Annotated in this window: 20 protein-coding genes; 11 read left to right on the forward strand and 9 right to left on the reverse strand. The window is 73.7% G+C overall.

From position 1 onward, the window contains the following. Positions 1 to 355: 355 nt before the first annotated feature. A complete protein-coding gene (locus ACFW22_RS16465; RefSeq protein WP_386404182.1) occupies positions 356 to 1,714 on the forward strand; it encodes a transglycosylase family protein in 1,359 nt (452 codons plus the stop codon). Here ACFW22_RS16465 and ACFW22_RS16470 read toward each other — a convergent pair. Continuing rightward, a complete protein-coding gene (locus tag ACFW22_RS16470) occupies positions 1,595 to 2,569 on the reverse strand; it encodes a DMT family transporter (protein WP_386404185.1) in 975 nt (324 codons plus the stop codon). The two genes, ACFW22_RS16465 and ACFW22_RS16470, sit on opposite strands and share 120 nt — an antisense overlap. A 245-nt stretch (positions 2,570 to 2,814) precedes the next feature. Here ACFW22_RS16470 and ACFW22_RS16475 point away from each other — a divergent pair, with 245 nt between their 5' ends. From ACFW22_RS16475 to ACFW22_RS16485, 3 genes are all read left to right on the forward strand, one after another. Then, a complete protein-coding gene (locus ACFW22_RS16475; protein WP_386404394.1) occupies positions 2,815 to 3,528 on the forward strand; it encodes a (2Fe-2S)-binding protein in 714 nt (237 codons plus the stop codon). Between the two features lie 60 nt (positions 3,529 to 3,588). Continuing rightward, the gene (locus ACFW22_RS16480) at positions 3,589 to 5,064 is read left to right on the forward strand and encodes an SDR family NAD(P)-dependent oxidoreductase (protein ID WP_386404188.1); all 1,476 of its coding nucleotides are present in this window, start codon (positions 3,589 to 3,591) and stop codon (positions 5,062 to 5,064) included. A 290-nt stretch (positions 5,065 to 5,354) separates the two neighbouring features. Then, positions 5,355 to 5,525, forward strand: coding sequence for a hypothetical protein (locus ACFW22_RS16485; RefSeq protein ID WP_384875582.1), 171 nt, complete (start codon positions 5,355 to 5,357; stop codon positions 5,523 to 5,525). A 55-nt stretch (positions 5,526 to 5,580) separates the two neighbouring features. Here the strand turns inward: ACFW22_RS16485 and ACFW22_RS16490 are convergent, their stop codons facing one another. The 3 genes from ACFW22_RS16490 to ACFW22_RS16500 are packed head-to-tail and all read right to left on the reverse strand — an operon-like array spanning position 5,581 to position 8,445. Continuing rightward, the gene (locus ACFW22_RS16490) at positions 5,581 to 7,008 is read right to left on the reverse strand and encodes a lipase maturation factor family protein (protein ID WP_386404192.1); all 1,428 of its coding nucleotides are present in this window, start codon (positions 7,006 to 7,008) and stop codon (positions 5,581 to 5,583) included. Positions 7,009 to 7,030: 22 nt separating this feature from the next. Further along, the gene (locus ACFW22_RS16495; RefSeq protein ID WP_386404195.1) at positions 7,031 to 7,582 is read right to left on the reverse strand and encodes a DUF1990 family protein; all 552 of its coding nucleotides are present in this window, start codon (positions 7,580 to 7,582) and stop codon (positions 7,031 to 7,033) included. After that, the gene (locus ACFW22_RS16500; RefSeq protein WP_386404397.1) at positions 7,579 to 8,445 is read right to left on the reverse strand and encodes a YndJ family protein; all 867 of its coding nucleotides are present in this window, start codon (positions 8,443 to 8,445) and stop codon (positions 7,579 to 7,581) included. Before ACFW22_RS16500 ends, ACFW22_RS16495 begins: the two co-directional genes overlap by 4 nt. Before the next feature lie 401 nt (positions 8,446 to 8,846). Here ACFW22_RS16500 and ACFW22_RS16505 point away from each other — a divergent pair, with 401 nt between their 5' ends. The 3 genes from ACFW22_RS16505 (at position 8,847) to ACFW22_RS16515 (ending at position 13,580) form a co-directional block, all read left to right on the forward strand. After that, positions 8,847 to 9,959 (forward strand): DUF6777 domain-containing protein, encoded by a 1,113-nt coding sequence (locus ACFW22_RS16505; RefSeq protein ID WP_386404198.1) that lies wholly within the window; start codon positions 8,847 to 8,849, stop codon positions 9,957 to 9,959. 49 nt (positions 9,960 to 10,008) lie between these two features. Then, positions 10,009 to 12,090 carry a SpoIIE family protein phosphatase gene (locus ACFW22_RS16510; RefSeq protein ID WP_386404201.1) on the forward strand — a complete coding sequence of 694 codons (2,082 nt, stop codon included), beginning with the start codon at positions 10,009 to 10,011 and terminating at the stop codon, positions 12,088 to 12,090. Positions 12,091 to 12,188: 98 nt separating this feature from the next. After that, a complete protein-coding gene (locus ACFW22_RS16515) occupies positions 12,189 to 13,580 on the forward strand; it encodes a wax ester/triacylglycerol synthase family O-acyltransferase (RefSeq protein WP_386404204.1) in 1,392 nt (463 codons plus the stop codon). On the opposite strand, the gene ACFW22_RS16520 is transcribed toward ACFW22_RS16515, so the two are convergent. The 3 genes from ACFW22_RS16520 to ACFW22_RS16530 form a co-directional block, all read right to left on the reverse strand. Further along, positions 13,543 to 15,189: an alpha/beta hydrolase gene (locus tag ACFW22_RS16520; RefSeq protein ID WP_386404207.1), complete on the reverse strand. Its 1,647-nt coding sequence runs from the start codon at positions 15,187 to 15,189 to the stop codon at positions 13,543 to 13,545. The genes ACFW22_RS16515 and ACFW22_RS16520 overlap by 38 nt on opposite strands. 189 nt (positions 15,190 to 15,378) lie before the next feature. After that, on the reverse strand, positions 15,379 to 16,692 hold the full coding sequence (locus tag ACFW22_RS16525) for a sensor histidine kinase (RefSeq protein ID WP_386404210.1): 1,314 nt from the start codon (positions 16,690 to 16,692) through the stop codon (positions 15,379 to 15,381). Beyond that, positions 16,689 to 17,363, reverse strand: coding sequence for a response regulator transcription factor (locus ACFW22_RS16530; protein ID WP_386404213.1), 675 nt, complete (start codon positions 17,361 to 17,363; stop codon positions 16,689 to 16,691). Before ACFW22_RS16530 ends, ACFW22_RS16525 begins: the two co-directional genes overlap by 4 nt. Before the next feature lie 129 nt (positions 17,364 to 17,492). On the opposite strand from ACFW22_RS16530, the gene ACFW22_RS16535 reads away from it, so the two are divergent. From ACFW22_RS16535 to ACFW22_RS16550, 4 genes are all read left to right on the forward strand, one after another. Beyond that, on the forward strand, positions 17,493 to 18,245 hold the full coding sequence (locus ACFW22_RS16535; protein WP_386404216.1) for a LytR/AlgR family response regulator transcription factor: 753 nt from the start codon (positions 17,493 to 17,495) through the stop codon (positions 18,243 to 18,245). A gap of 108 nt (positions 18,246 to 18,353) precedes the next feature. Next, positions 18,354 to 18,764: a hypothetical protein gene (locus tag ACFW22_RS16540; protein WP_386404219.1), complete on the forward strand. Its 411-nt coding sequence runs from the start codon at positions 18,354 to 18,356 to the stop codon at positions 18,762 to 18,764. Between the two features lie 10 nt (positions 18,765 to 18,774). Then, on the forward strand, positions 18,775 to 20,508 hold the full coding sequence (locus ACFW22_RS16545; RefSeq protein WP_386404222.1) for a cation acetate symporter: 1,734 nt from the start codon (positions 18,775 to 18,777) through the stop codon (positions 20,506 to 20,508). Between the two features lie 64 nt (positions 20,509 to 20,572). Next, positions 20,573 to 21,844 carry a sensor histidine kinase gene (locus ACFW22_RS16550; RefSeq protein ID WP_386404225.1) on the forward strand — a complete coding sequence of 424 codons (1,272 nt, stop codon included), beginning with the start codon at positions 20,573 to 20,575 and terminating at the stop codon, positions 21,842 to 21,844. Here ACFW22_RS16550 and ACFW22_RS16555 read toward each other — a convergent pair. Further along, positions 21,788 to 22,285: a hypothetical protein gene (locus ACFW22_RS16555; RefSeq protein ID WP_386404228.1), complete on the reverse strand. Its 498-nt coding sequence runs from the start codon at positions 22,283 to 22,285 to the stop codon at positions 21,788 to 21,790. The two genes, ACFW22_RS16550 and ACFW22_RS16555, sit on opposite strands and share 57 nt — an antisense overlap. 228 nt (positions 22,286 to 22,513) lie before the next feature. Then, positions 22,514 to 22,933, reverse strand: coding sequence for a PaaI family thioesterase (locus ACFW22_RS16560; protein WP_386404231.1), 420 nt, complete (start codon positions 22,931 to 22,933; stop codon positions 22,514 to 22,516). Between the last annotated feature and the right edge of the window lie 3 nt (positions 22,934 to 22,936).

The raw sequence follows: 22,936 nt of genomic DNA on the forward strand, positions 1-22,936 counted from the left end.
CGGGGCGGCGGGGTCACCCTGGAAGGGGAGACCCCGCCGCCCCGAGAGGTCCGTGATGACCCACCCGTACCCCGATCCCCTGCCCCCATCGCCCATCCCGCCCCCCGTGCCCTCGCCGCCCCCGGTGCCGCCGCCGAACCCGGTGCCGGTCCCTCCTGATCCCGGCCCGAGCCCGGCGCCCCAGCCGGGCGGTCCCGTGCCGGAACCCGAACCCCAGCCCGAGCCCGGGCCCGCCGGCGGGTGACCGGGAGCGGACGGAAAGGTGACGGAAGGGGCGCGAGTTCCGCGGAACCCTTGTCACGGAGCGTGCGCCGCCCCTAACTTGGACGGCTGCTGTCGTGTTCAAGGGGGGCCCATGGCCGGACGTCACCGCCGCCACCAGCCGAGCCGGATCAACCGTGCTTCGCTCACCGTCACGGCGGGGGGCGCCGGCATGGCGCTGCCGCTGGTGGGTGCGGGCGCCGCACATGCCGCCTCGCTCGACGTGTGGGAGAAGGTCGCCTCCTGCGAGTCCTCCGCCAACTGGCACATCAACACCGGAAACGGCTACTTCGGCGGCCTCCAGTTCAGCCAGTCCACCTGGGAGCAGTACGGCGGCACCCACTACGCGCCCCGTGCCGACCTCGCCTCCAAGGACCAGCAGATCGCGATCGCCGAGCGCGTCCTCAAGGGGCAGGGGCCCGGGGCGTGGCCGTCCTGCGGCTCCCGTGCGGGCCTTGCACGCGGCGGAGGGGCACCGGACGCCATCCAGCGGCCGGCCACGGCGACCGGCGACGGGAACGCGGTCCGGACGACTTCCCTGCCGGGGCAGCGGGCCTTACCCGAGCAGCCCGCCCGCAGTGCCACTCCGACCACGGTGCCCACCGTGCGCGAGATGTACACGGTCACCCCCGGCGACTCCCTGTCCGCGATCGCCCGCGACGAGCAGGTCCGGGGCGGTTGGCAGGGGCTCTACGCGGCGAACCGCACCGTCGTCGGGGACGACCCCGACCTCATCCACCCGGGCCAGCGGCTCACCCTGCGGATCGCGGCACCACGGCCGGCCGCGGAGGACGCACCGCCCGCCCAGGCGTCCCGGACGGCCGGGGCGACCGCGCCCAAGACCGCCCCTCCGGCCGCCGGCCCGGTGCGGCGGACCGACGCGAAGACCTCTGCCGCACCCGCCGCGAAGCCGGCCCCGAAGCCCTCGGCCAGGCCGAGCGCCCGGCAGACGGCCGAGCCGGGCGCCAAGTCCGGCAAACAGAGCCCGAAGCCCAGCACCAAGCCGTCCGCGACGTCCACCCCCCGCCCCGAGACCAAACCTGCCGGGACCCGTTACTCCGCGCCCGTCTCCGCTTCGATCGGCACCCGGTACGGAACCCGAGGGGCCTCCTGGTCCAGCGGCTACCACACCGGAGTCGACTTCCCCGTGCCCACCGGCACCTCGGTCAAGGCCGTCGCCGGCGGCCGGATCGTCTCCGCCGGCTGGGGCGGGGCGTACGGCTACCAGATCGTCCTGCGCCACGACGACGGCCGCTACAGCCAGTACGGGCACCTCTCCGCCCTCACCGTCCGCGAGGGGCAGCGGGTGGAGGCCGGCCAGCGCATCGCGCGTTCAGGGTCGACCGGCAACAGCACGGGACCGCACCTCCACTTCGAGGTTCGGACGGGTCCCGGGTACGGCTCCGACATCGACCCCCTGGCCTATCTCAGGGCGCGTGGGGTCCCCCTCTGACGACGATGACGCCGACGGGGCGTCCGACGCGACGGTCATGCGGTCGAGGGTGAGCTGGACGAGGCCGCCGGCGGCGACCGCGCCGCAGATCAGGGCGGCCACGCCGCCGGCGGTGCCGTAGCGGAAGCCCTCGCCGAACGTCGTCACGCCCACCGCGGCGGCAGCCATCGGGTTGACCACCGTGACGGTGGCCAGCGGGGCGGCCAGCCCCGCGCCCCGGTACGAGGCCTGGGAGAGCAGCAGCCCGGTCACGGCGAACGCGGACAGCACGAGGAGGCCGGTCCACTCGGCCAGCGGCGCCGCGGGCTTCCACGCGTCGGCGACGGCCTTGGTGAAGACCGAGGCGAAGCCGAAGGCGACGCCCGCGCCCGCCGCGAGCACGATGCTGCGCAGCACCGGGCGGACCACCAGGTGCGCTGCCGCGAAGAGGACGGCCACCGTGCCGAAGGCGACCCCGGTGAGCAGCCACCGGTCGCCGTCCGTCAGCTGCCGTGCTCCGTGCCCGGTGGTGAGGCTGAGCAGCCCGGCAAGGCCCACCGTCGCCATGAGGGCCCCGCGCCAGGCCCGCCCACCGGCCCGGCGGCCGACGAACAGGGCCGCCATGGGCAGCGCGAAGACGATCGTCAGGGCGCCCAGCGGCTGGATGAGGCTGAGCGGCCCGTACGCCAGGGCCGCGACGTGCAGGGTCGCGCCGATGCCGTTGAGCAGGACGGACCCCCACCAGGCCGGGACGCGCAGCGGTGCGTAGCGCGGGCCCGCGGCGGAGGCCGCGACCCGCTCCTGGACGATCGCCGCGGCCGCGTAGGCGACCGCGGAGGCCAGGGCCAGGACGACGGACAGCGTGAGAGGGCTCATGTCTTCCACGATCTCTCTTTCCGGCCGATCGCGTCGTCGTACCGGGGGACGTCTTCGCGGGTACCGCCGATGGAGTACGTGCTCCCCGACTACGCCCCGGGGTGTACGACCACGCAGGTCGGAACGGGTGCAAAGCGGTCCTTCCGCCCGTTCGGGGGCGTCTTCTGGGGGTGCTGGGGGCCACTTCGAAGAAGTTACGGTGGCACCGGACGGGCAGGACCGCGGAGCCGGGTGGGGGCATGGGCATGGACATGGGTGGCGACGGGGGCCCGGGCGGTTTCTTCGCCCTGCGGGTCACCGCTCCGGAGACCGGCGGTGCGCACCGGTCGCTCGCCCGTCTGTACGCCGGGGAGGACGGCCCGCTCACTGCGCGCGTGGATCGGGTCGCCGCCCGGCTCGGCGCCGCCGAGCGTCGCGTCGGCGCCTCCGTCGCCCACCTCGGGCTCGCGGCCCGGCTCTGGTCCGTCACCCTCGGGCCGGCCGCACTGTACGGCCGCTTCCCCGCCCTCGATCCCGACGAGCTGTTCTGGGACGGCTCCCTGGTCGCGCCCGACGACCTCTGGTGGGCCGGTTCCGCGACCCGCCCCGCCACCGTGGACGAGCTCCGCGCCGCGGTGCAGCAGGCCCATCTCGTCCCGCTCCACGCAGCACTGCACCGCGGGGGCCGGATCGCGCCCCGTCTCCTCTGGGGCAATGCCGGCTCCGCCCTCGTCGGGGCGCTGCGCGAACTGACCCGCTGGGCGCGCTCCCGGGGCAGGCCCGAGGTCGCCGAGCGGGCCGCCGTCCTGGCCTCGGGGCTCCTGGACCATTCCGACCTCGCCGGCACGGTCCGCGGACCCGGGCTGCGCCGGACCAGCTGTTGCCTCTACTACCGCGCCCCGGGCGGCGGGCTGTGCGGCGACTGTGTCTTCGACCACGCCCCCCGAACGGGTTTGGAGGCGCGGCCCTCCGCTCCGTAAAGTTGCCCTTTCGAAAGCCCGCGAACGGCGACGCACGAGCGAACGAGGAACCCGAAGGCCATGACGGTGACCGAAGAAATCCAGGAATACGGGCCGGGCATCGACCCCGAGCGCCTGGCCGTCTGCCTGAGCGTCCTCGACGAGCTCGACGAGCTGGAGGTCGACCACCCGGACGCGATCGCCGTCCGGCGTGCCACCGCCGGGATCTACCGGACGGTCAAGCAGCGCCGCCGCCAGGAGCGCCGGGCTGCCAAGACCGCGAACGACAAGGCGGTCACCGAGGCCACGGCCACCGGTTCCGCCCAGCGCATCGACGACGAGACCGAGGGCCTGCTGCCCTCCTCGGTCACCGAGGAGGGCCGGATCGCCGGCATACTCCAGCGCCCGCGCTCCTGCTACGTCTGCAAGACGCGGTACGTCGAGGTCGACTACTTCTACCACCAGCTCTGCCAGAAGTGTGCGGCGGAGAACCGGGCCAAGCGGGAGGCGCGTGCCGATCTCACCGGCAAGCGCGCGCTGCTCACCGGTGGTCGGGCGAAGATCGGCATGTACATCGCGCTGCGGCTGCTGCGCGACGGCGCCCACACCACCATCACCACCCGCTTCCCCAAGGACGCCATCCGCCGCTTCAAGGCGATGGAGGATTCCGCGGACTGGATGCACCGCCTCGAGGTCGTCGGCATCGACCTGCGCGATCCGGCCCAGGCCGTGGCGCTGGCCGACCAGATGGCGGAGGCCGGCCCGCTCGACATCCTGATCAACAACGCCACGCAGACCGTGCGCCGCCTGCCCTCGGCGTACGCCGCCCTGGTCGAGGGCGAGACCGCCCCGCTGCCGGCCGGCGAACTCCCTGCGCACCACGTGATCGGCGCGTTCAACTCGGGCGCGGTCGACGGCCTGGCGGCGCTGCCCGTCGGCGTGAGCGGCCTGGAGGCGCAGAAGGTGGCGGACCTCGCGCTGGTCGCGGGCAACGCGAGCATCGCCCGACACCTCGACGGCACCGCCATCGACGCGGGCGGACTGGTGCCGGACGTCGTCGAGACGAACACGTGGGTCCAGAGCATCGAGCAGATCTCCCCGGTGGAGCTGCTGGAGACCCAGCTGTGCAACTACACGGCGCCGTTCATCCTGATCAGCGCGTTGCGGCCGGTGATGGCGGAGGCGGCGAAGAAGGCGGCCAGCGGGCGTGCCTACGTCGTGAACGTGTCGGCGATGGAGGGCGTCTTCAGCCGCGGCTACAAGGGCGCCGGTCACCCGAACACCAATGCCGCGAAGGCCGCGATGAACATGGTGACGCGGACGAGCGGCCAGGAGATGTTCGAGACCGACGGCATCCTCATGACCTCGGTCGACACCGGTTGGATCACCGACGAGCGCCCGCACTTCGACAAGCTGCGCCTGGCCGAGGAAGGTTTCCACGCCCCCCTGGACCTGGTCGACGGCGCGGCCCGGGTGTACGACCCCGTCGTGCGCGGGGAGGCGGGCGAGGACCTCTACGGCTGCTTCCTCAAGGACTACTCCCCGGCGAACTGGTAGGACCGCCGTACCGCTGTTCCCGGGGTTCTGACAAGAGCGCCTCACCGGCCTGGTGGGGCGCTCTTTCGGCTCGATTCACCCGATCGCATCACACTTTCGAGCCCGGTAGAGCGCAGAGGTGCTCATTTGGTTACTCTGATGTTCACGGTCGGCCACCGGGGAGACACACATTCCCCACGGCCTTCCATGGGACAGGCCTGCCACCAAGGCCGCGGTCCCGCCCGACGAACGGCGCCACCGCGACCGACCGGCACTTGTCCCACAGGTAGCGCGACACGAAGGAGTGCGCGGTGACACCCGAACTGACGAAGCAGGAACCGCGACCGGCCGAACCCCACGACCGGCAGCGACGGAACGGCGAGCTGGGCAGCCTCGAAGTCTGGGCCCATGCGGCCCCGATCCGGCTCGCGGGCTACGAGGACGACCTCGCAGAGCCCCACATCCTGCCCGGCATCGACTGATCCCCTCGGCATCCCGGTGCCCCGGCCCTTCGTGGCCCGGGGCACCTCGCCGCGTTCAGCGGGAACTCCCGGGAACCCCTCGGAGGCGGGTCGGCGGGAAGTACTCGCGCAGCAGCGTCCGGTGCCACCAGGCACCGGACGTACGGAGTTCGTGCCACGTCGTGTACCGGTAGCGGTAGAGCCGGGCCCGCACGTGCGTCGGCGGGGCGTCCGGGAACGGGTTGTGGGCGAGCAGTCGCAGTGTGTCCCGGTCGCCGGCGAGCAGGCGTTCGACGAACGGGCCGAACCACTCGCGCGCATAGCCGGGGGAGAGCGCGGCGAACCACATCAGCCAGTCGAGCCGCAGGTGGTAGGGGGCGAACTGGCGGGGCAGCCGGCGCGGATCACCCGGCTTGCCGCGGAAGCCGTACTCCCGCCACACCGTGCCCGGGTGCGGTGTCGGCTCGTCGGTGCCCTCGATGACGATCTCGTCCCTGATCCGGCCGACGGTGCCGAAGGCGCCGTAGCTGTTGACCAGGTGGTACGGGTCGTAGGAGCGGTTCATCGCCTGGTGACGGGAGAGCAGGTTGCGGGCCGGGCGGTAGCTCCTCACCAGGAGGAAAGCGGTTGCCGCGACCACCAGGACCACGTACCAGAGCGGCGGGTCCGGTCGGGGGTGCTCGCCGGCGAGCGCGGAGGCGTCCACGACCGAGAGCGCCAGCACGATGGTCAGCCAGTTCAGCCAGGCGAAGTTGCCGGAGAGCACCAGCCACAGCTGGGTCGCCACCATCAGACCGGCCGCCACCGTCGCCACCGGCTGCGGGGCGAACAGCAGGAAGGGCACGAGCAGCTGCACGACGTGGTTGGCGGCGGCCTCCACCCGGTGCAGCGGTCGCGGCAGGTGGTGGAAGAACCAGCTCAACGGGCCGGGCATCGGCTGGGTCTCGTGGTGGTGGTACAGGCAGGTCAGGTTCCGCCAGCAGCGGTCGCCGCGGATCTTGATGAGTCCGGCGCCGAACTCGACCCGGAAGAGCAGCCAGCGCAGCAGGAACAGGACGAGGACGGGCGGGCCGGTGTCCTGGTTCCCGAGGAACACGGCGAGGAACCCGGTCTCCAGGAGCAGCGATTCCCAGCCGAAGGCGTACCAGGTCTGGCCCACGTTCACGATCGACAGGTAGAGCGCCCAGAGCACCAGCCACAGGAGCATCGACACCGGCAGCGGCACGAGGTCTCCGGCGCCCGCGACCAGGGCCAGCGCGAGGGCGGCGCCGGACCAGGAGACGGCCGCGAAGAGGCGGTCGGAGTAGCGCCAGTGGAAGAGCGAGGGTGTGTGGCGGGGGCGGGTCCTGCGCACGTACTCCGGGACCGGGAGCATGCCGCGTTCTCCGATCAGCGCCCGGAACTGCAGCGCTGCCGACAGGAACGCCACGCAGTAGAGCCCGGCGAGGCCCCGCTGGAAGACGATCCGGCCCAACCAGGCGTCGGGTGCGGTGAACCACTCCATCGCTTCCAGTATCGGCCCCGCGTCACGCCTTGACGAGACGCCGCAGGGTGCGGCCGAGGTGCCGTGCGTACGCGTGCTGGAGCCGTGGCACCAGGGGGCCGGCGAGCCGGGTGTACCAGGTGGCGGGCCTGCTGAAGGCGGTCACCGTGAAGCGGACCGTGCCGTCGGCCCCGAGGGTGACCACGAAGGACTCCTCGCCGCATTCCGGGTGCCCGCTCAGGGTGCCGTAGGCGAAGCCGATGCGGTCCTCCTCGTACGCCGTCCAGATCACCGAGCAGGGCACGCCCAACCGCAACCTGCCGGCGCCCAGCGCCACCGTCAGGCGGACCCCCGGCTCGGCGAGTTCCGCGTCGGCGTCGACGAGGGCCCCGGAGGCCCGGTGCATCCGCCAGGTGGTGACGGCGGCCCCGGCCCTCTCGAAGGCCGTCCTGCCGTGCCCGACGACCGTGCTGTGCCGCAGGTGCTGGTAGTCCTCGGGCAGTGTGTCGGGGGCGCGGGTGGCGCCGACCTCCCGGTAGGTGAGGGCCGGTCGGCGGGTGGCGCGGTGGGTGAGGTCGGTGAGCAGGCGGGTCATGCCGGGAGCTCCGTTCGGGTGCGGGGCGGAAGGGACGGGGACGTGCGGTCCGTCAGGCGGCGGCGGGCGAGGAGCCCGCAGACGGCGAAGCCGAGGGCGTTTCCCAGGCCGTGGGTGGCGGCGGTCCAGGTCAGGCTGAGGTGTGGAAGGCCGGTGGCCTCGCCGAGCGCCCAGCTGAGCGCCAGCAGCATGGTGACCACCAGGACGAGTGCGGAGACGGCGAGGAGTCCCCGGGTGAGCGGATCGGCGGCGAACTCGTGGCGCTCCCGCAGGGTCAGCACGGAGACCGCTGCCATGCCGGCCGTCAGGACGACCGCGCCCGCGAGCTCGGCCCAGTCGTCGACGAAGTAGCCCAGCAGGACGAGCAGGGTGCCGGCGGGCACGCTGAGCGCGGCGAAGCGGGAGGTGCGGCTGTCGGCGGCGCGACAGAGGAGCCCGGCGACCAGGGCGGCGGCGAAGCCCGCGAAGTGGAAGTGCGGAACGGTCAGCGCGAGGATGTCCAGGTCGAAGCCGAAGAGCGGATGGGAGGCGCGCTCCGCGACGAGCGCCAGGCCGGCGACGGCTGGGGCCGTCAGGGCGGTGAGGATGGCGATCTCGGCGGCTCGGAGGGAACGGGTCAGCATCAGCCGGGCCGGTGCCTGGAGGGCGAGGGCCAGGGTGGCGAGGGCGTAGACGGCGGCGAGTGCGGTCGCGAACCCGGAGCGGGGCAGCCAGAGCGAGAGCGCACCGGGGGCGGCGAGCAGCGGCCAGGCGCGCTGGAGCAGCTGCCATCCCGGGGGCGCGGGGCCGTCGATGAGGGCGAGCCCGGTCGGAACGACCCAGAACATACCGATCATCACGACCGGATTCACCAGGAACGACAGCGTGGTCACGTGGAACCACCCCCCTCTTGAACGTGTTCAAGTAACAAGACGAGCGTAGATGCTTTCTTGAACACGTTCAAGTCCTTGGTGCGGAGGGTCGGCCGCGCCCCGTCGGGTCAGGCCACCGCCCGGTCGGCCGCCCTCCGCTTGCGGCCCCGCGCGCGCTGCGACAGACATGAGGCACTGGTCGAAACCGGGCGCGGGCCCGGGGGAGAGAAAGTCGGGAGAACCAGGTGCGCCCACCCCTCCGCCGAACACGGCGAACCGCCTTCGCCCCGACCCGGCGAACCCGCTTCGCCCCGATCCGGCGAGCCCCCTTCGTGCCCGTGCGACGGCGCGTGGGCGACTTCGAGCCGCAACCTCCCACCGATCGGACCCGACGGCCCCCCGGAGCTTCCCGCGTGCCCCTGTTCGCCGCCGTGCGTCCCGGCCTCGCGGCCCTCTTCGCGGCCCTGCTGCTCATGGGCTGTTCCGCCGAGGAGCGGAACACCGGGGGCGAACCCGGCGCGGCCCCCGTCCAGGACGTCGTCCTCCAGTCGATCGGCGCCCACGGCCCGGACCCCTTCACCGCCTCCACCGTCCGGAACACCGCTCCGCCGACCGCCCCCGAGCGACGGGCCGAAGGCGAGGTGCCGCAGCTCCGCGAGGTCACCGGCTCCACCCCCGGCCTCTACGGCGGTACGCGCGCGATCGGCAGCTGCGACGTCAAGCGGCAGATCGAACTCCTCACCGCCGATCCGGTCAAGGCGCGCGCCTTCGCCGAGGCCGCCGGCGTCCCCGAGGCCGATGTCGCCGGCTGGCTGCGCGGCCTCACCCCGGTCGCCCTGCGCAACGACGTCCGCGTCACCAACCACGGTTACCGCGAGGGCCGGGCCAGCGCCTTCCAAGCCGTGCTGCAGACGGGCACGGCGGTCCTCGTCGACCCGTACGGTTCCCCGCGCGTCCGCTGCGCCTGCGGGAACCCGCTCCGCAGCCCGTCCGCCGACCGGAGCGGGGTCCACCAGGGCGATCCCTGGGACGACTTCGATCCCGACCGCGTGATCGTCGTCAAGCCGACCGCCGCAGTCGTCACCAGCCTGGTCATCGTGAACACCACGGACCGCACCTGGATCGAGCGACGGACGGGCAGCGACGGTGACGTGGACCGCAAGCCCGCCGTGGAGCCGTCCTGTGCCCCCGATGCGTGCGCCCTCGTGGGTTCCGGCACGCCCGACCCGACCGTCCCGACCCCCGTGCCTTCGGCTCCGGCCTCCCCGGATCCCGTGCGGCCCGCCCCCGCGACCCCGCTCCCCGAGGCCACCGACCCGTCCGGATCCGGCGGCACCGGCACCGAGCCGCCGGCGCCGACCCCCGATCCCCCCACGCCGTCGATGCCCGATCCGTACGCCGATCCGTACGCCGATCCCTTCCTCGACCCGTTCGCGGACCCTCCCCCCGTTCCCGACGGCGAGCTGCCGCCCGAGTTCTTCCCGGTCGTTCCGGTGCCCGACCAGCCGGAGACCTTCGAGGGGTGAAGCGGATCTCCCTGGTGCGCGCGGGCGGTGCTCCGCCTAGCGTGGGCCCATGAACGCGGGCAACGGGGGCGGGGAGCCGATCGGTCGGCTGCACCGTCCACCGGAGGACTCGTCTGCCGGAATCCTGGCCGCCTACGGTTCCGCCTTCCGCATGGGCGGCTTCGACTGGGACCTGCTCACCGGCACGATGGTCATGGACGACGCCGCGCTCGCCGTCTTCGACATGGACCGCGAGGACTACGACGGCCTGCCCGAGAGCCTGAGCGTGCGGGTGCTGCCGGACGAGGCCCGTCGGCTCGACACCCTGGTGGCCCAGGCCCTCAAGGAGGGCAACGAGCAGTACGGCGCCTACTTCCGGATCCGGCGCCGCGACGGCCGCTACCAGTGGACCCACACCCAGGGCCTCGTCCACCGCGACGACACCGGCCGCCCCGTGCGCATCGTCGGCGTCCTGCGCGACGCGACCCACGAGCTCACCGAGTCCGCCGCCCGACTCGGCCTCGACGAAGGGCGCCGCCAGCGGGCCGGCGTCGTCGAGGGCACCACGGCCGCCCTGGCCTACGCCCGCACCGTGCAGGACGTCATCGACCTGCTCAACGACTCGCACGCGCTCGAACACTTCGGCGCGGCGAGCCTCGTCATGGGGCTCCTCGATGCCGGTCGGATCCATCTGGTCGCGGAGGGGCCCGAGGGCGCCTTCGTGCCGGGGACCCGGTTCACCCGGGTGGATGAGCCGTACCCGATGAGCGAGGTCATCCGCACCCTGCGTCCCCGGTTCATCGAGTCGGCCCGGGACTTCGCCGACTCCTTCCCCGTGCTCTGGCCCCACATCAGCGGGCTCGGCATCACGGCCGCCGCCTATCTGCCGCTGATCGCCCAGGCCCGGCCCATCGGTGCGCTCGGCCTGCTCTACAGCGACAGGACCGGTTTCAGCGAAGACGAACGGACCCTCCTCGTGGCCCTCGGCAGCAGCATCGCCCAGAGCCTCCAGCGGGCCATGCTCTACGAGCAGGAGCACGACCTCGCGGAAGGGCTCCAGCAGGCGATGCTCCCGCGCAAGATCCCCGAGGTGCCCGGTGCCCAGACGGCCGTCCGCTACCGCTCGGCCCGTCTCGGCCGGGACGTCGGCGGCGACTGGTACGACGTCATCGCGCTGCCCGGCGGCCGGGTCGGCGCCGTCATCGGCGACGTCCAGGGCCACGACACCCATGCGGCCGCCGTCATGGGACAGTTGCGGATCGTGCTCCGCGCCTATGCAGCCGAGGGGCACCCCCCGGCCACGGTGATGGCCAGGGCCTCGGTCTTCCTCCACGAACTCGACACCGAGCGCTTCGCCACCTGCACCTATGCGGAGGTGGACCTCGCCACCGGCGTCGTCCAAGTGGTCCGTGCCGGTCACGTCGACCCGCTGATCAGGGACGTCGCCGGAGGCTGTCGCAGGGCCCCGGTGGAGGGCGGGCTGCCGCTCGGCCTCTCCGCCGAGTTCGGTCGCCTCGACTACCCGGTGACCACCCTGGAGCTCGACCCGGGGCAGACCCTGATGCTCTACACCGACGGTCTCGTGGAGAAGCCCGGTGCCGACCTCGACGAGGGGCTCCAGTGGCTCTCCGCGCTCGTACGACGCGGCCCCGCCGACCTCCAACAGCTCGCCGACCACCTCTGTGACGTGGTCGTCGACCGCGGCGGCGAGGACGACGTCGCGATCCTGCTGCTGCGTCGTCACGGCTCCTACCGCGCCCGGGGTGCGGGGCGCTTCCAACAGCACGTGGCCCAGAACGACCCGGAGGCGCTCAGCTCGGCCCGCCACATGGTCCGGGCAGCCGTTCGGGCCTGGGGCGCGGGGGAGCGCGCGGACGAGATGGAGCTGGTCGCCGACGAGCTCATGACCAACGCCCTGATGCACACCGACGGCGGGGCGATCGTGACGCTGCGGATCCTCGCCGGGCCGCCCCGGAGACTCCGCGTGGAGGTGGAGGACCGGTCCAGTGCACTGCCCCGGCGCCGGGAGGCGGGAGAGGCGGGCGTGTCCGGTCGGGGACTGTTCCTCGTCGACCAGCTCTCCGACGCGTGGGGCGTGGAATCGCGGGGCGGCGGCAAGTGCGTCTGGTGCGAGTTCACCGTAGAACAGTGAGCATGTTAACTGTGCGTGAAGTGATCGTACTTGACCGTAACTGACGGTACGCGATTGACTTCCCGTATCCGCCTCTCAGCGCAGGACATGAGGACACCGTGAGCAGCGAGCTACTGGCACCCCTGGACCTGGCCTTCTGGCACCTGGAATCACCCGATCACCCCCTGCACCTGGGGGCCCTCGCCCACTTCGGCCCCCCACCCACGTCCCCCGGACACGATCCGGTCGACGTCCTGGCGCTGCTCGCCCGTCGCGCCGCCGCCGTCCCCCGGCTCAGGATGCGGGTCCGTGACGTCCTGATCCCCGTGGGCGGTGCCGCATGGAGCGCCGATCCCGACTTCGACGTGTGCCGCCACGTCCGCGAGATCACCCTTCCCGGCGTCGACTTCCCCGCCGAGACCGTGCGGCTTGCCGCCGAGCTCATGGAGCGCCCCGTCGCCCGCGGCCTGCCGCCCTGGGAGATGTACCTGCTCAGCGGTGCCCCCGACGGTTCCTTCGCCGTCCTGGTCAAGCTCCACCACGCCCTCGCCGACGGCATGCGGGCCGTTGCCATCGGCGCCGGGATCTTCGACGAGATCGCTGCCGGCCGACGCCCCGCAGGCCGTCCCCGCCCGGTGCCCCCGCGCTCCTGGCTGCCGGGGCCCGGCCGCCTCTTCGACCTCGCCCGTGACCGCATCGGCGACCTCGGCCGGGCCGTCGAGGTCGGTGCCTCGGTCGTCGGCTCCTCCGTCGTCCGGGCGGGTCGTCTCGACGGGCGCCCCGCCACCGCGCTCGCCGCCGACTCCAGCGGCACCCGCCGGATCGCCACGGCCACCCTGTCCCTCGACGGCGTCCACCGGATCCGCCGCACCACCGGCGGCACCGCCAACGACGTGCTGCTCGCGCTCGTCGCCGGCGCCCTGCGGCGCTGGTTCGACGGGCGGGGCCTCTCCCTGCCGGACGCCGACCCCCGCGCCCTGGTCCCGGTCTCCCGCCGTCGGCCGGGCGCCCCGCCCGGCCCCGGCAACAGCCTCTCCGGCTACCTCCTCGACCTGCCCGTCACCGAACCCTCCCCGGACGTCCGGCTCGCCGCGGTCCGGGACGCCATGGACCGCAACAAGGCCGCCGGGCCCTCCAGGGGAGCGGGTGCCGTGGCGCTCCTCGCCGACCAGCTGCCCCCGCTCGCCCACCGCTTCGGCGCCCCGCTCGCCGCGGGGGCGGCCCGGCTGCTCTTCGACCTCCTGGTCACCCAGGTGCCGCTGCCCCGTTCTGCGCTCTCCCTCGGCGGAGCCCCGCTGCGCGCGCTCTTCCCCATGGCGCCGCTCGCCCGCGGCCAGTCCCTCGCCGTGGCCATGTCCCCGTACGCCGGCGAGGTCCACGTCGGCCTCGTCGCCGACGGCGCGGCCGTTCCGGACGTCGACGCGCTGGCCGCGGCCCTCACCGCCGAACTCGACCTGTTGGATCCGGGCGCCGCTACGGCGCGCACGTCGTGCCCGGCTCGACCTTCTTGAGCGACACCAGGTACTCCTCCACCTTCTCGCCCACACAGGCGTTGCGGCCGTACCCGGTGTGTCCGGGGGCGTCGAAGGACAGCAGCATGCCACCGGGGAACTGGCGCGCCAGGCTCACCGCCTCGTCGTACGGCGTCGCGGGATCGCCCTCGGTGCCCACGACGAGCACCGGGGGAACGCCCGCCGCGTCCACCCGGTGCGGCTTCTGCGGTCCGGTCGGCCAGTCCTTGCAGACCAGCTCCGCCGTCACCCCGGACGTGCCGTAGACCCCGGCGGCCTTCCGGGCGGGGGAGAGGGCGTCCCAGTACGCCTGCGCGTCGCGGGGATGGGGCACGTCGAGGCAGTTGATCGCCATCAGGGCCGCCTCGGCGTTGTCCTCGGGCACGTCGTCCGCGGATTCCCCGGACGGCTCCGGGCGCACGTCCGCGCCCCCTTCTTCGGCCGGAGCCGCCTCGTCCTCCGTCCCTCCGGCCGGAGCATCCTCCTCACCCGCCGCCAGTGCCGCCAGTTTCGTGCCGTCCCCGTCGGCCGCCGCACGCAGCGCCTCGGACAGGCCCGCCCACTGCTCCTCCGGGGTGTACATCGACAGGGAGAGCGCGGACACCACGCCCGTGGCATCGAGCCCGGCCTCGGACCCGTCGACCGGCAGCGGCTCGTGCTCCGTCCGTTCGACCAGACCGTCGATGAGGGTGCGGATCCCTTCGGGCGTCTTCCCGGGGCAGCCCTCGCCGACGACCTCGGCACAGGACGCGGCGTACTCGGCGACCGCGTTCCGGAACCCGACCGACTGGCCGATCACGCGCTCCCGCCAGTTCAAGGAGGGGTCGACCGCTCCGTCCAGGACCATCGCCCGCACCCGACGCGGGAACTGCTCCGCGTAGGAGGTGCCCAGGCTCGTGCCGTACGACCAGCCCACATAGGTCAACTTCCGCTCGCCGAGCGCCGCCCTCAGCACGTCCATGTCGCGGGCCGCGTCGTCCGTGCCCACGTGGGGGAGCAGCGGACCGCTGGCCTTTCGGCAGGCCTCGGCGGTCGCCCGTGCCTCGGCCAGTGCCGCGGCACGCTCGGTGTCCGTCCGGGGGTGGAGCGGGACACCTTCCGCAGCGGCGGAGTCCTCGTCCGCCCGCCCTCCGTCCAGGCAGGTCACAGCGGGCTTGCTCCCGCCGACGCCGCGCGGGTCGAAGGACACCACGTCGAACCGTTCGCGCACGCCCCGGCCGAGGTCCTCGGCGATGCCGTCCTTGAGCACCCCCACACCGGATTCGCCCGGCCCACCGGGGTTCAGGACGAGCGAGCCGAGTCGCTTGCCGGCGACCGCGGTCGCCGCCTTCACCACCGGCAGGACGAAGGTGTTGCCGTCGTCGGGCCGCGAGTAGTCCCTCGGAACCGTGAGCGCAGCGCAACGGAAGTCGCCGCAGGGCTGCCAGTCGAGCTGCTGCCCGTAGAACCGCCGCAGGTCGGTGCGGGCGGCCGGGTCGGCGGGCGCCGCCGAAGCCCGGGGCCGGTCTCCGGGCCGTTCGGACACCTGTGTGCAGGCGGCCGAGGAGGCGGCGCCGAGGACGGCGAGGGCGAGGGCGAGGGCCCGACGGCGGGCGGTGGTGCGAAACACGTGGAACTCCCCTGGATGGTCGGTCCACGGAAGCATCGGGCACCGATGCTGAGGTTTTCCTGAAGGCCCCGTCGGCGGCCCGTCCCTCCGGGCGGGGGAGACGCCGCCCGCCCGACCCGCCCCGGGCCGTCCGCCCGGCTCCGCGGAGCACCCGGGCCCTGCACACCGGTGTGCCCGCACCGCCCGGGTTCAGTCCTCCGTCGGCAGGCGCAGGACGAACCGGGCTCCGCCGCGCCCGCCGCGTTCCGCGGTGAGCGTTCCGCCGTGGGCGTGGGCCACCCAGGAGGCGATGGACAGTCCGAGACCGGTGGACCCGGATCCGCTGCGGAACCGTTCGAACAGGGAGCCGGCGACCTCGGGGGGCAGACCGGGACCCGCGTCCTCGACGGTCACCGTGCCGTCCCGACCCACCGAGACCAGCACGTCCGCCGGGACGCCGGGGGCGCGGCCGTGGGCGAACGCGTTGTCCAACAGATTCCCGACGGCCCGGCGCACGAGGTCGGGATCGGCGACCACCACGGTCGCTTCGGCCACGGTCCGCACGTGGGGTTCCGGGGCGGAGGCCGCGATGGCTTCCTGGACGACCGCCTCCACCAACTGGTCCAGGCGCAGCGGCTGTCGTGCCACCGCGGCGGTGCCGGACATGAGCCGGGCCCGGGTGAGCAGACCGTCGACGAGCCGACCCATGCCCTCCGCGAGCCGCAGCGTGCGCCGGTGCACGTCGGCGCTGTCCGTCTCGCCGCGCAAGGCCGTTTCGGCGAGCGTCCGCAGCGAGGCGGCAGGAGTCCGCAGGTCGTGTGCGGCATCGGCGAGGAACGCCTCCTGCCGGTCGAGGGCGGCGAGCGCGGGGCGCACCGCCCGCCCCGACAGGGCGTGACCGACCGCTGCCGACAGCAGCACGAGCACCGCGCAGCCGCCCGTCACCAGCCACACGAGCCGACGGTGGTCCGCACGCTGGGCGCTGGCGTCGGACACGGTCACGAGCACGCCCTGGGGTCCCTCGTCGTCCGTGGCCTCGGGAGCGTAGAAGGGCTGGGCGAACACCCGCACCGGAGCGCCGCCCGTCGTGCGCCCGTCGAAGGCCCGCGCACCATCGGCCCGCACCGCCTCGCGCCCCGCCTCCAGGACCACCTCCCGGCCCACGGTCAGGCACGGCCGCACCGGTGCGTGCCGGACCGTCAGGGCACCGGGGGAGTCCCCGTCCGCGAGGAGCACCGCCAGCGGCGGGCACGCGGTGTCCACCGCGTCCGCCAGGACGTCCGTGACCAGCCGGCCGTCCTCGTCGGTCTCCAGGAGCCCGAGGGCCCAACTGGTGTCCGCGTCCATGGTGTGGTCCAGCTGTTCCCGCCAGCGGTTGCTGTCGCTGCGCACCGCCAAGGTCGCCATCGCGATCAGCCCCACGGCGCTGGTCAGCGCGAACAGCAGGCTGATCCGCCTGCGCAGCCGTAGGACCCGGGCGGTGGGCGTGGGCGGTCGGGACCGGCGCGGGCGGGCGGTCCTCACCGTGCGTCGTCCGGCGGCGCGAGCCGGTAGCCGACCCCGCGCACGGTACGGATCAGCGGTGGATCGCCGAGCTTGCGGCGGAGCTGCGAGACGACCACCTCCAGGACGTTCGACTGCGGTTCGGCCATCTCGTCCCAACAGCTCTCGATCAGTTCGGAGCGGGAGACCGCCTGGTCCGAGCGCGCCGCGAGGACTTCGAGCACGGCGAACTCCCGGTGCGTGAGGGTGAGCAGCACCCCGGCCCGGCGGACGTGGCGGCGGGCCGTGTCGACCTCCAGGTCACCGACGCGGTGCACCGGCGGACGGACGACGCCGGACCGCCGGCACAGGCTGTGCACCCGTGCGACCAGCTCGGGCACGGCGAAGGGCTTGACGAGGTAGTCGTCACCACCGCTCGCGAAGCCCTCCACCCGGTCCGCCACCGCGTCGCGGGCGGTCAGGAACAGCACGGGCACGTTCCGTCCGCTGCGCCGCATCCCCTCCACGTAGACGGCCGCGTCCCCGGAGGGGAGCATCCGGTCGAAGACCGCGCAGTCGTACGCCGTGACGAAGAGCGCCTCGTCGGCGCGGGGCAGATCGCCGGCCTCGTCAACGGCCAGCCCGGCGGCCCGCAACGCGGCGGCCACCCCGAACCGGAGGTCTTCGTCGTCCTCGACGAGCAGTACACGCACGTCGCACACCCTAAGGGCTGTTCCGCGCCCCCCGGCGGGCGCCCGACGACGGCCACGGCACCCCGCCGCACGGTCGTGCCCGGAGGAGGGGCCGCACCGACCGCCGCCTCCACCCCTAGACTGCGCCGCATGCTGCGCGTCCTGGCCGTCGACGACGAGGAACCCGCCCTCGAAGAGCTGCTGTACCTACTGCGCGCCGACCCCCGGGTGCGGACCGCCGAGGGCGCCGGCGACGCGACCGCGGCCCTGCGGAGGATCGGGCGCGCCCTGGAGAACGGGCCCGACGGCGACGACGGCATCGACGCCGTCTTCCTCGACATCCACATGCCCGGCCTGACCGGACTCGACGTGGCCCGCCTGCTTGCCGGGTTCGCCCGCCCCCCGTCCGTCGTCTTCGTGACCGCCCACGAGGGCTTCGCCCTCCAGGCGTTCGACCTGAAGGCCGTCGACTACGTCCTCAAACCGGTCCGCCGCGAGCGCCTCGCCGAGGCCGTCCGCCGCCTGCACGAACTGGTCCACGCCGCCACCGCCCCCGCAACGGCGGAGCAGATCCCCGTGGAGCTCGGCGGCGTCACCCGCTTCGTCCCGGTCGACGACGTCGCGTACGTCGAGGCCCACGGCGACTACGCCCGCCTCCACACCGACCGCGGCAGCCACCTCGTCCGCATTCCGATCTCCGTCCTGGAGGAGCGGTGGGCCGCCCGCGGCTTCGTCCGCATCCACCGCAGCCACCTCGTGGCCCTCGCCCGCATCGACGAACTCCGGCTCGAAGGCGGCGCCACCTCCGTCCGGCTCGGTGACACCGACCTGGCCGTCAGCCGCCGCCACGCCCGCCACCTGCGGGACCTCCTGATGCGCAGGCCCGGGGGCGGATCCGCCTGACGCCTACCGTCCCCCGAGCCCGCTGCGTAGACTCCACGCGTCGCGGGGCCGGTGCCGCCGCCCGCGCGCGTCACCGGAAGTCGTCGAGAGAGGCGGGAGCGGACGCCGATGTCCGAGGGCCACCCCCCGCGCAGACCCCGGCGCGAGACCGTCACCTACGCCTCCGCCCACGCTCCCGGAGCCGTGCCCCGGCCGAGCGGCAGGCGCCCCGCGCACGCCCCGGCCCGCTCCGAGATCGACGAACAGACCACCCTCGGCCACACCTACGTCCGCTCCCTGATGCGCAGCCAGTTGCGCGCCGCCCTGACCGCCCTCGGAGCCCTCGCCCTGCTCGTCGGCACCTTGCCGCTGCTGCTCGCGCTGCCCGTGCCCGAAGCGTTCGTCTGGGCCGCCCTCGGCATCGGCGTCTACCCGGTCGTGTGGACGGTCGGCCACTGGTACGTCCGCCGGGCCGAGCGCAACGAGCGCGACTTCACCGGCCTCGTGGAGACGGGCTCCGCCGGCACCGTCGAACGGTGACCTTCCCCGCATGAACCAGAGCTACGCGGTCGCCGCCGTCACCGCCGTCGTCCTCGCCACCGTCCTCATCGGAGCCCTCGGGCTGCGGATCTCCCGGACCACCTCCGACTTCTACGTCGCCTCGCGCACCGTCCGTCCGGGCCTCAACGCCGCCGCCATCAGCGGCGAGTACCTCTCCGCCGCCTCCTTCCTCGGGATCGCCGGACTCGTCCTGGTCCAGGGCCCCGCCATGCTCTGGTACCCCGTCGGCTACACCGCCGGCTACCTCGTCCTGCTCGTCCTCGTCGCCGCCCCGCTGCGCCGTTCGGGGGCCTACACCCTCTCCGACTTCGCCGAGGCCCGCCTCGAATCCCCACGGGCCCGCCGGCTCGCCGGCCTCTTCGTCGTCGGCATCGGCTGGCTGTACCTGCTGCCCCAACTCCAGGGCGCCGGACTCACCCTGCGGATCCTCACGGGAGCCCCCGACTGGGCCGGTGGACTGCTCGTCGCCGTCGTCGTGACCAGCACCGTCGCCGCGGGCGGCATGCGCAGCATCACCTTCGTCCAGGCCTTCCAGTACTGGCTGAAGCTCACCGCCCTCCTCGTCCCCGCCCTCTTCCTCCTCGTCGCCTGGTACGGGGACGGGGCGCCCCGGGCCCGCTTCGACGCACCCGCCGTCCTGCGCGACCACACCGTCGTCCGGGTCGCCGACACGGTGCGGATCGACCTCGACGCACCCCTCACGGTCACCGTCACCGGTACCGTCGACTCCGTCCGCTCCGCCGGACGGACCGTCACGCTCGCCCCCGGCACCCATCGCGTCCTCGCCGGCACCTCGCTCGCCTTCCCGCCGGGCACGCCGCTCCCCGAACGGGCCACGAGCGTCACCGACCCCCTCGGCTGGTCCCAACCGCTGGCCGGCGGACGCGAAGGGCACCAGCTGTACGCCACGTACGGACTGATCCTCGCGACCTTCCTCGGCACGATGGGGCTGCCGCACGTCGCGGTCCGCTTCTACACCAGCCCGCACGGCCGCGCGGCCCGACGCACCACCCTGGTCGTCCTCGGCCTCGTCGGGGCCTTCTACCTCCTTCCGCCCCTCTACGGCTTCCTCGGCCGGATTTACGCCCCCGAACTCGTCCTCACCGGCTCCGCGGACGCAGCCGTGCTCGTGCTGCCCGATCGGGTCTTCGGCGGTTTCCCCGGCGAACTCCTCGGTGCGCTCCTCGCGGCCGGTGCCTTCGCCGCCTTCCTCTCCACCGCCTCCGGGCTCACCATGTCCGTCGCCGGGGTCCTCACCCAGTCCGTGCTGTCCTCCGGGGGCGTCCGGCACTTCCGCCTCGCGAGCCTGATCGCCACCGCCGTCCCGTTGGGGGTGGGGGCCGCTGCCTCCGAGGTGCCGGTCGCCGACGCCGTCGGCCTCGCCTTCGCCGTCTCCGCCTCCTCCTTCTGCCCGTTGCTGGTCCTCGGCATCTGGTGGCGGCGGCTCACCCCGCCCGGCGCCATGGCCGGCCTCCTGCTCGGCGGCGGCTCCGCCCTCGCGGCCGTGATGGCGACCCGGGCCGGGCTGGCCCCCGAGGGGTGGCCGCACACCCTGATGGCCTGGCCGGCCGTCTGGTCGGTTCCCCTCGGCTTCCTGACGATGGTGTGCGTCTCGCTCGCCACTCCGCGTCGGATCCCGCCCGGCACCCCCGCCCTCCTGGCCCGGCTCCACCTTCCGGAGGAACTCGCCGGCACCCTCCCCGTCCGGGGAGCGTGTCGATGAGCGATGGCCGCCGCCCGTGGGGTGCTGCGACGGGCGCCCCCGTTCCTTACGGTGAGGAGCGCGGATGACCGGCACCGTCCTCGTCGCCGCGACCGCCGCCGGTGTCCTGCTGCTCGCCGTGGGCTTCGTCCTGGGGAGGCTCGCGGCCCGTCGCGGCGGTCCCCCGGCCGACCCCGACCTCGGCACCCCCGTCGAGCGGGCCACCTTCCACACCCTGCACACCGCCTCGCTCGCCGCACCCCCGCTGCGCGCCGGGCTCACCGAGGAGACCGCCCGCAAGGCGGCCCGCACGCTGCGCTCGCTGCTCGGCACGGAGGCGCTCTGCCTCACCGACCGGGGCGCGGTCCTCGCCTGGGACGGACCGGGCGAGGAGCACCACCGTGCGCACGTTCCGGAGCGCGCCGCCGAAACCCTGGAGACCGGTCGCAGCCGTTCCGTGCACAGCGGTTGCGACGATCCGGCGTGTCCGCTGCGCTGGGCGGTGATCGCCCCGCTCACCGGTGAGGAGGGGGTGCTCGGCGCGCTCGTGGCCTACGGCTCGCGGGAGTCGGCCGTCCTGGTGCGGGCCGCGACCGAGGTCGCCCGGTGGGTCTCGGTCCAGCTGGAGCTGTCTGAGCTGGACCGCTCGCGCACCCGGACCGTGGAGGCCGAGATCCGCGCCCTGCGCGCCCAGATCTCCCCCCACTTCATCTTCAACTCCCTCGCCGCCATCGCCTCGTTCGTCCGCACCGACCCCGAACGCGCCAGGGAGCTCCTGCTGGAGTTCGCCGATTTCACCCGCTACTCCTTCCGCAAGCAGGGGGAGTTCGCCCGACTCGCCGACGAACTGCGCTCCATCGAGCAGTACTTGGCCCTGGCCGGTGCCCGCTTCGGGAGTCGGTTGGAGGTGACCCTGCAGATCGCTCCCGAGGTGCTGCCGGTGGCCCTGCCGTTCCTCTGTCTACAGCCGCTGGTGGAGAACGCCGTCAAGCACGGCCTCCAGGACCGTGAGCGGGGCTGCCGGGTCACCATCGCGGCGCGGGACGCGGGTGCCGAGGCGGTCGTGACGGTCGAGGACGACGGCGTCGGCATGGACCCGGAGTTGCTGCGCGCCGTTCTGCGCGGCGAACACCCGCCGGGCTCCGGCATCGGCCTGTCCAACGTGGACGAACGGCTGCGCCAGGTGTACGGGGCGGAGCACGGCCTGGTCATCGAGACCGGGGTCGGTGCGGGCATGAAGGTGACGGTGCGCATTCCCAAGTACCGTTCGGGGGTGCACCCCTCGGCGCTCTGGGATCCGTCAGCGCAGGTACAGGGAGAGGTGCGCGAGCGGGAGACCGAGCTTCCAGGCGGGTAGCCAGGCCTGTTCGCTTTCGTCGACGGGAGAGGCGGGGTCGGTCCGGTCGTCGAGGTCCACGGCGCGGACCCAGGTGTTCCGCAGGCGGCTCCAGGCGGTTCGTGCGAGTGCCAGGTCCGGTCCGTCGCCCCCGCTCGCCAGCCGTTCGGCGAGCCGCTCCTCCACCCAGGGCGGCCAGGGCCGGTCGTACGCGGTGCGGCGCAGCCATTCGTCGGGCCGGCGGCCGGCCCGTGTGCCCGTCGGACGGTCCGGCTCCTCCGCGAGGTGGACGGTCAGCGTCAGGGCCTGGAGGCCGGCGCGGTACTCCAACGAACCGGAGGGCACGAGCGCCGCCCTCCGCAGCACCTCGTCGGCCAGGTACTCGGCACACAGCCATGCCATCGGCACGGCGAGGCGGCCGCCACCGGCCCCGCCGGTGTCGTTCGTGCTTTCGGGCAGCAATGCTCCCACCTTCTCCCGGGCGTGGCGGACCCCGGACGTCAGGGGTCCGGAGGAGAGCCTCCTCCCTGGAGGAGCTCCGCGGGTCCTGCTTTGCTCAACTCGCCCGTGTGGTTTCGGATACGTTTTCCGGCCGGATCGGTGCTGGTGGGGTTGGGAATGCCGGAAGGGCGAGCAGGGACGGGGGAGGTAGGGGGAGGAGGCAGGTCCGGACGCCCGGGATCGGGAGCGTCACCCCAGGAGTGCGTAGACGGCGGTCGCATGGGCCGCCGCCCCGTCCGTCCCTTCGGCCGTCATCGTGATGTCGGCGAAGGCCATCCGCTTCCCCGCCTTGGTCAGGCGGGCGCGCACGAGCACGTCGGCTCCGATCACCGCGCGCTGGAAGCTGATGGACTGTTGGACGGTGGTCATCGGTACGAAGCCGCCCCGGGCCACCGCGACGGCGATCACCGTCGCCGTGTCGGCGGCAGCCATCAGGGCCTGGCCCGAGAGCCCGCCGCCCTCTCGGGCCAATCGGTCCGACCAGGGGAGCCTGAGCACGGCTTCGTGGCCGTCGACGGCGACGGATTCGACGGTGAGTCCCAGGTCGAGCACCCAGGGTGCGAAGTTGTCGGCGAGGACCTTTTCGGCGGCAGCGGTTGTCAGCGTCACGGC

Source organism: Streptomyces sp. NPDC058872 (assembly GCF_042743065.1).
In the GTDB taxonomy this organism is placed as follows: domain Bacteria; phylum Actinomycetota; class Actinomycetes; order Streptomycetales; family Streptomycetaceae; genus Streptomyces.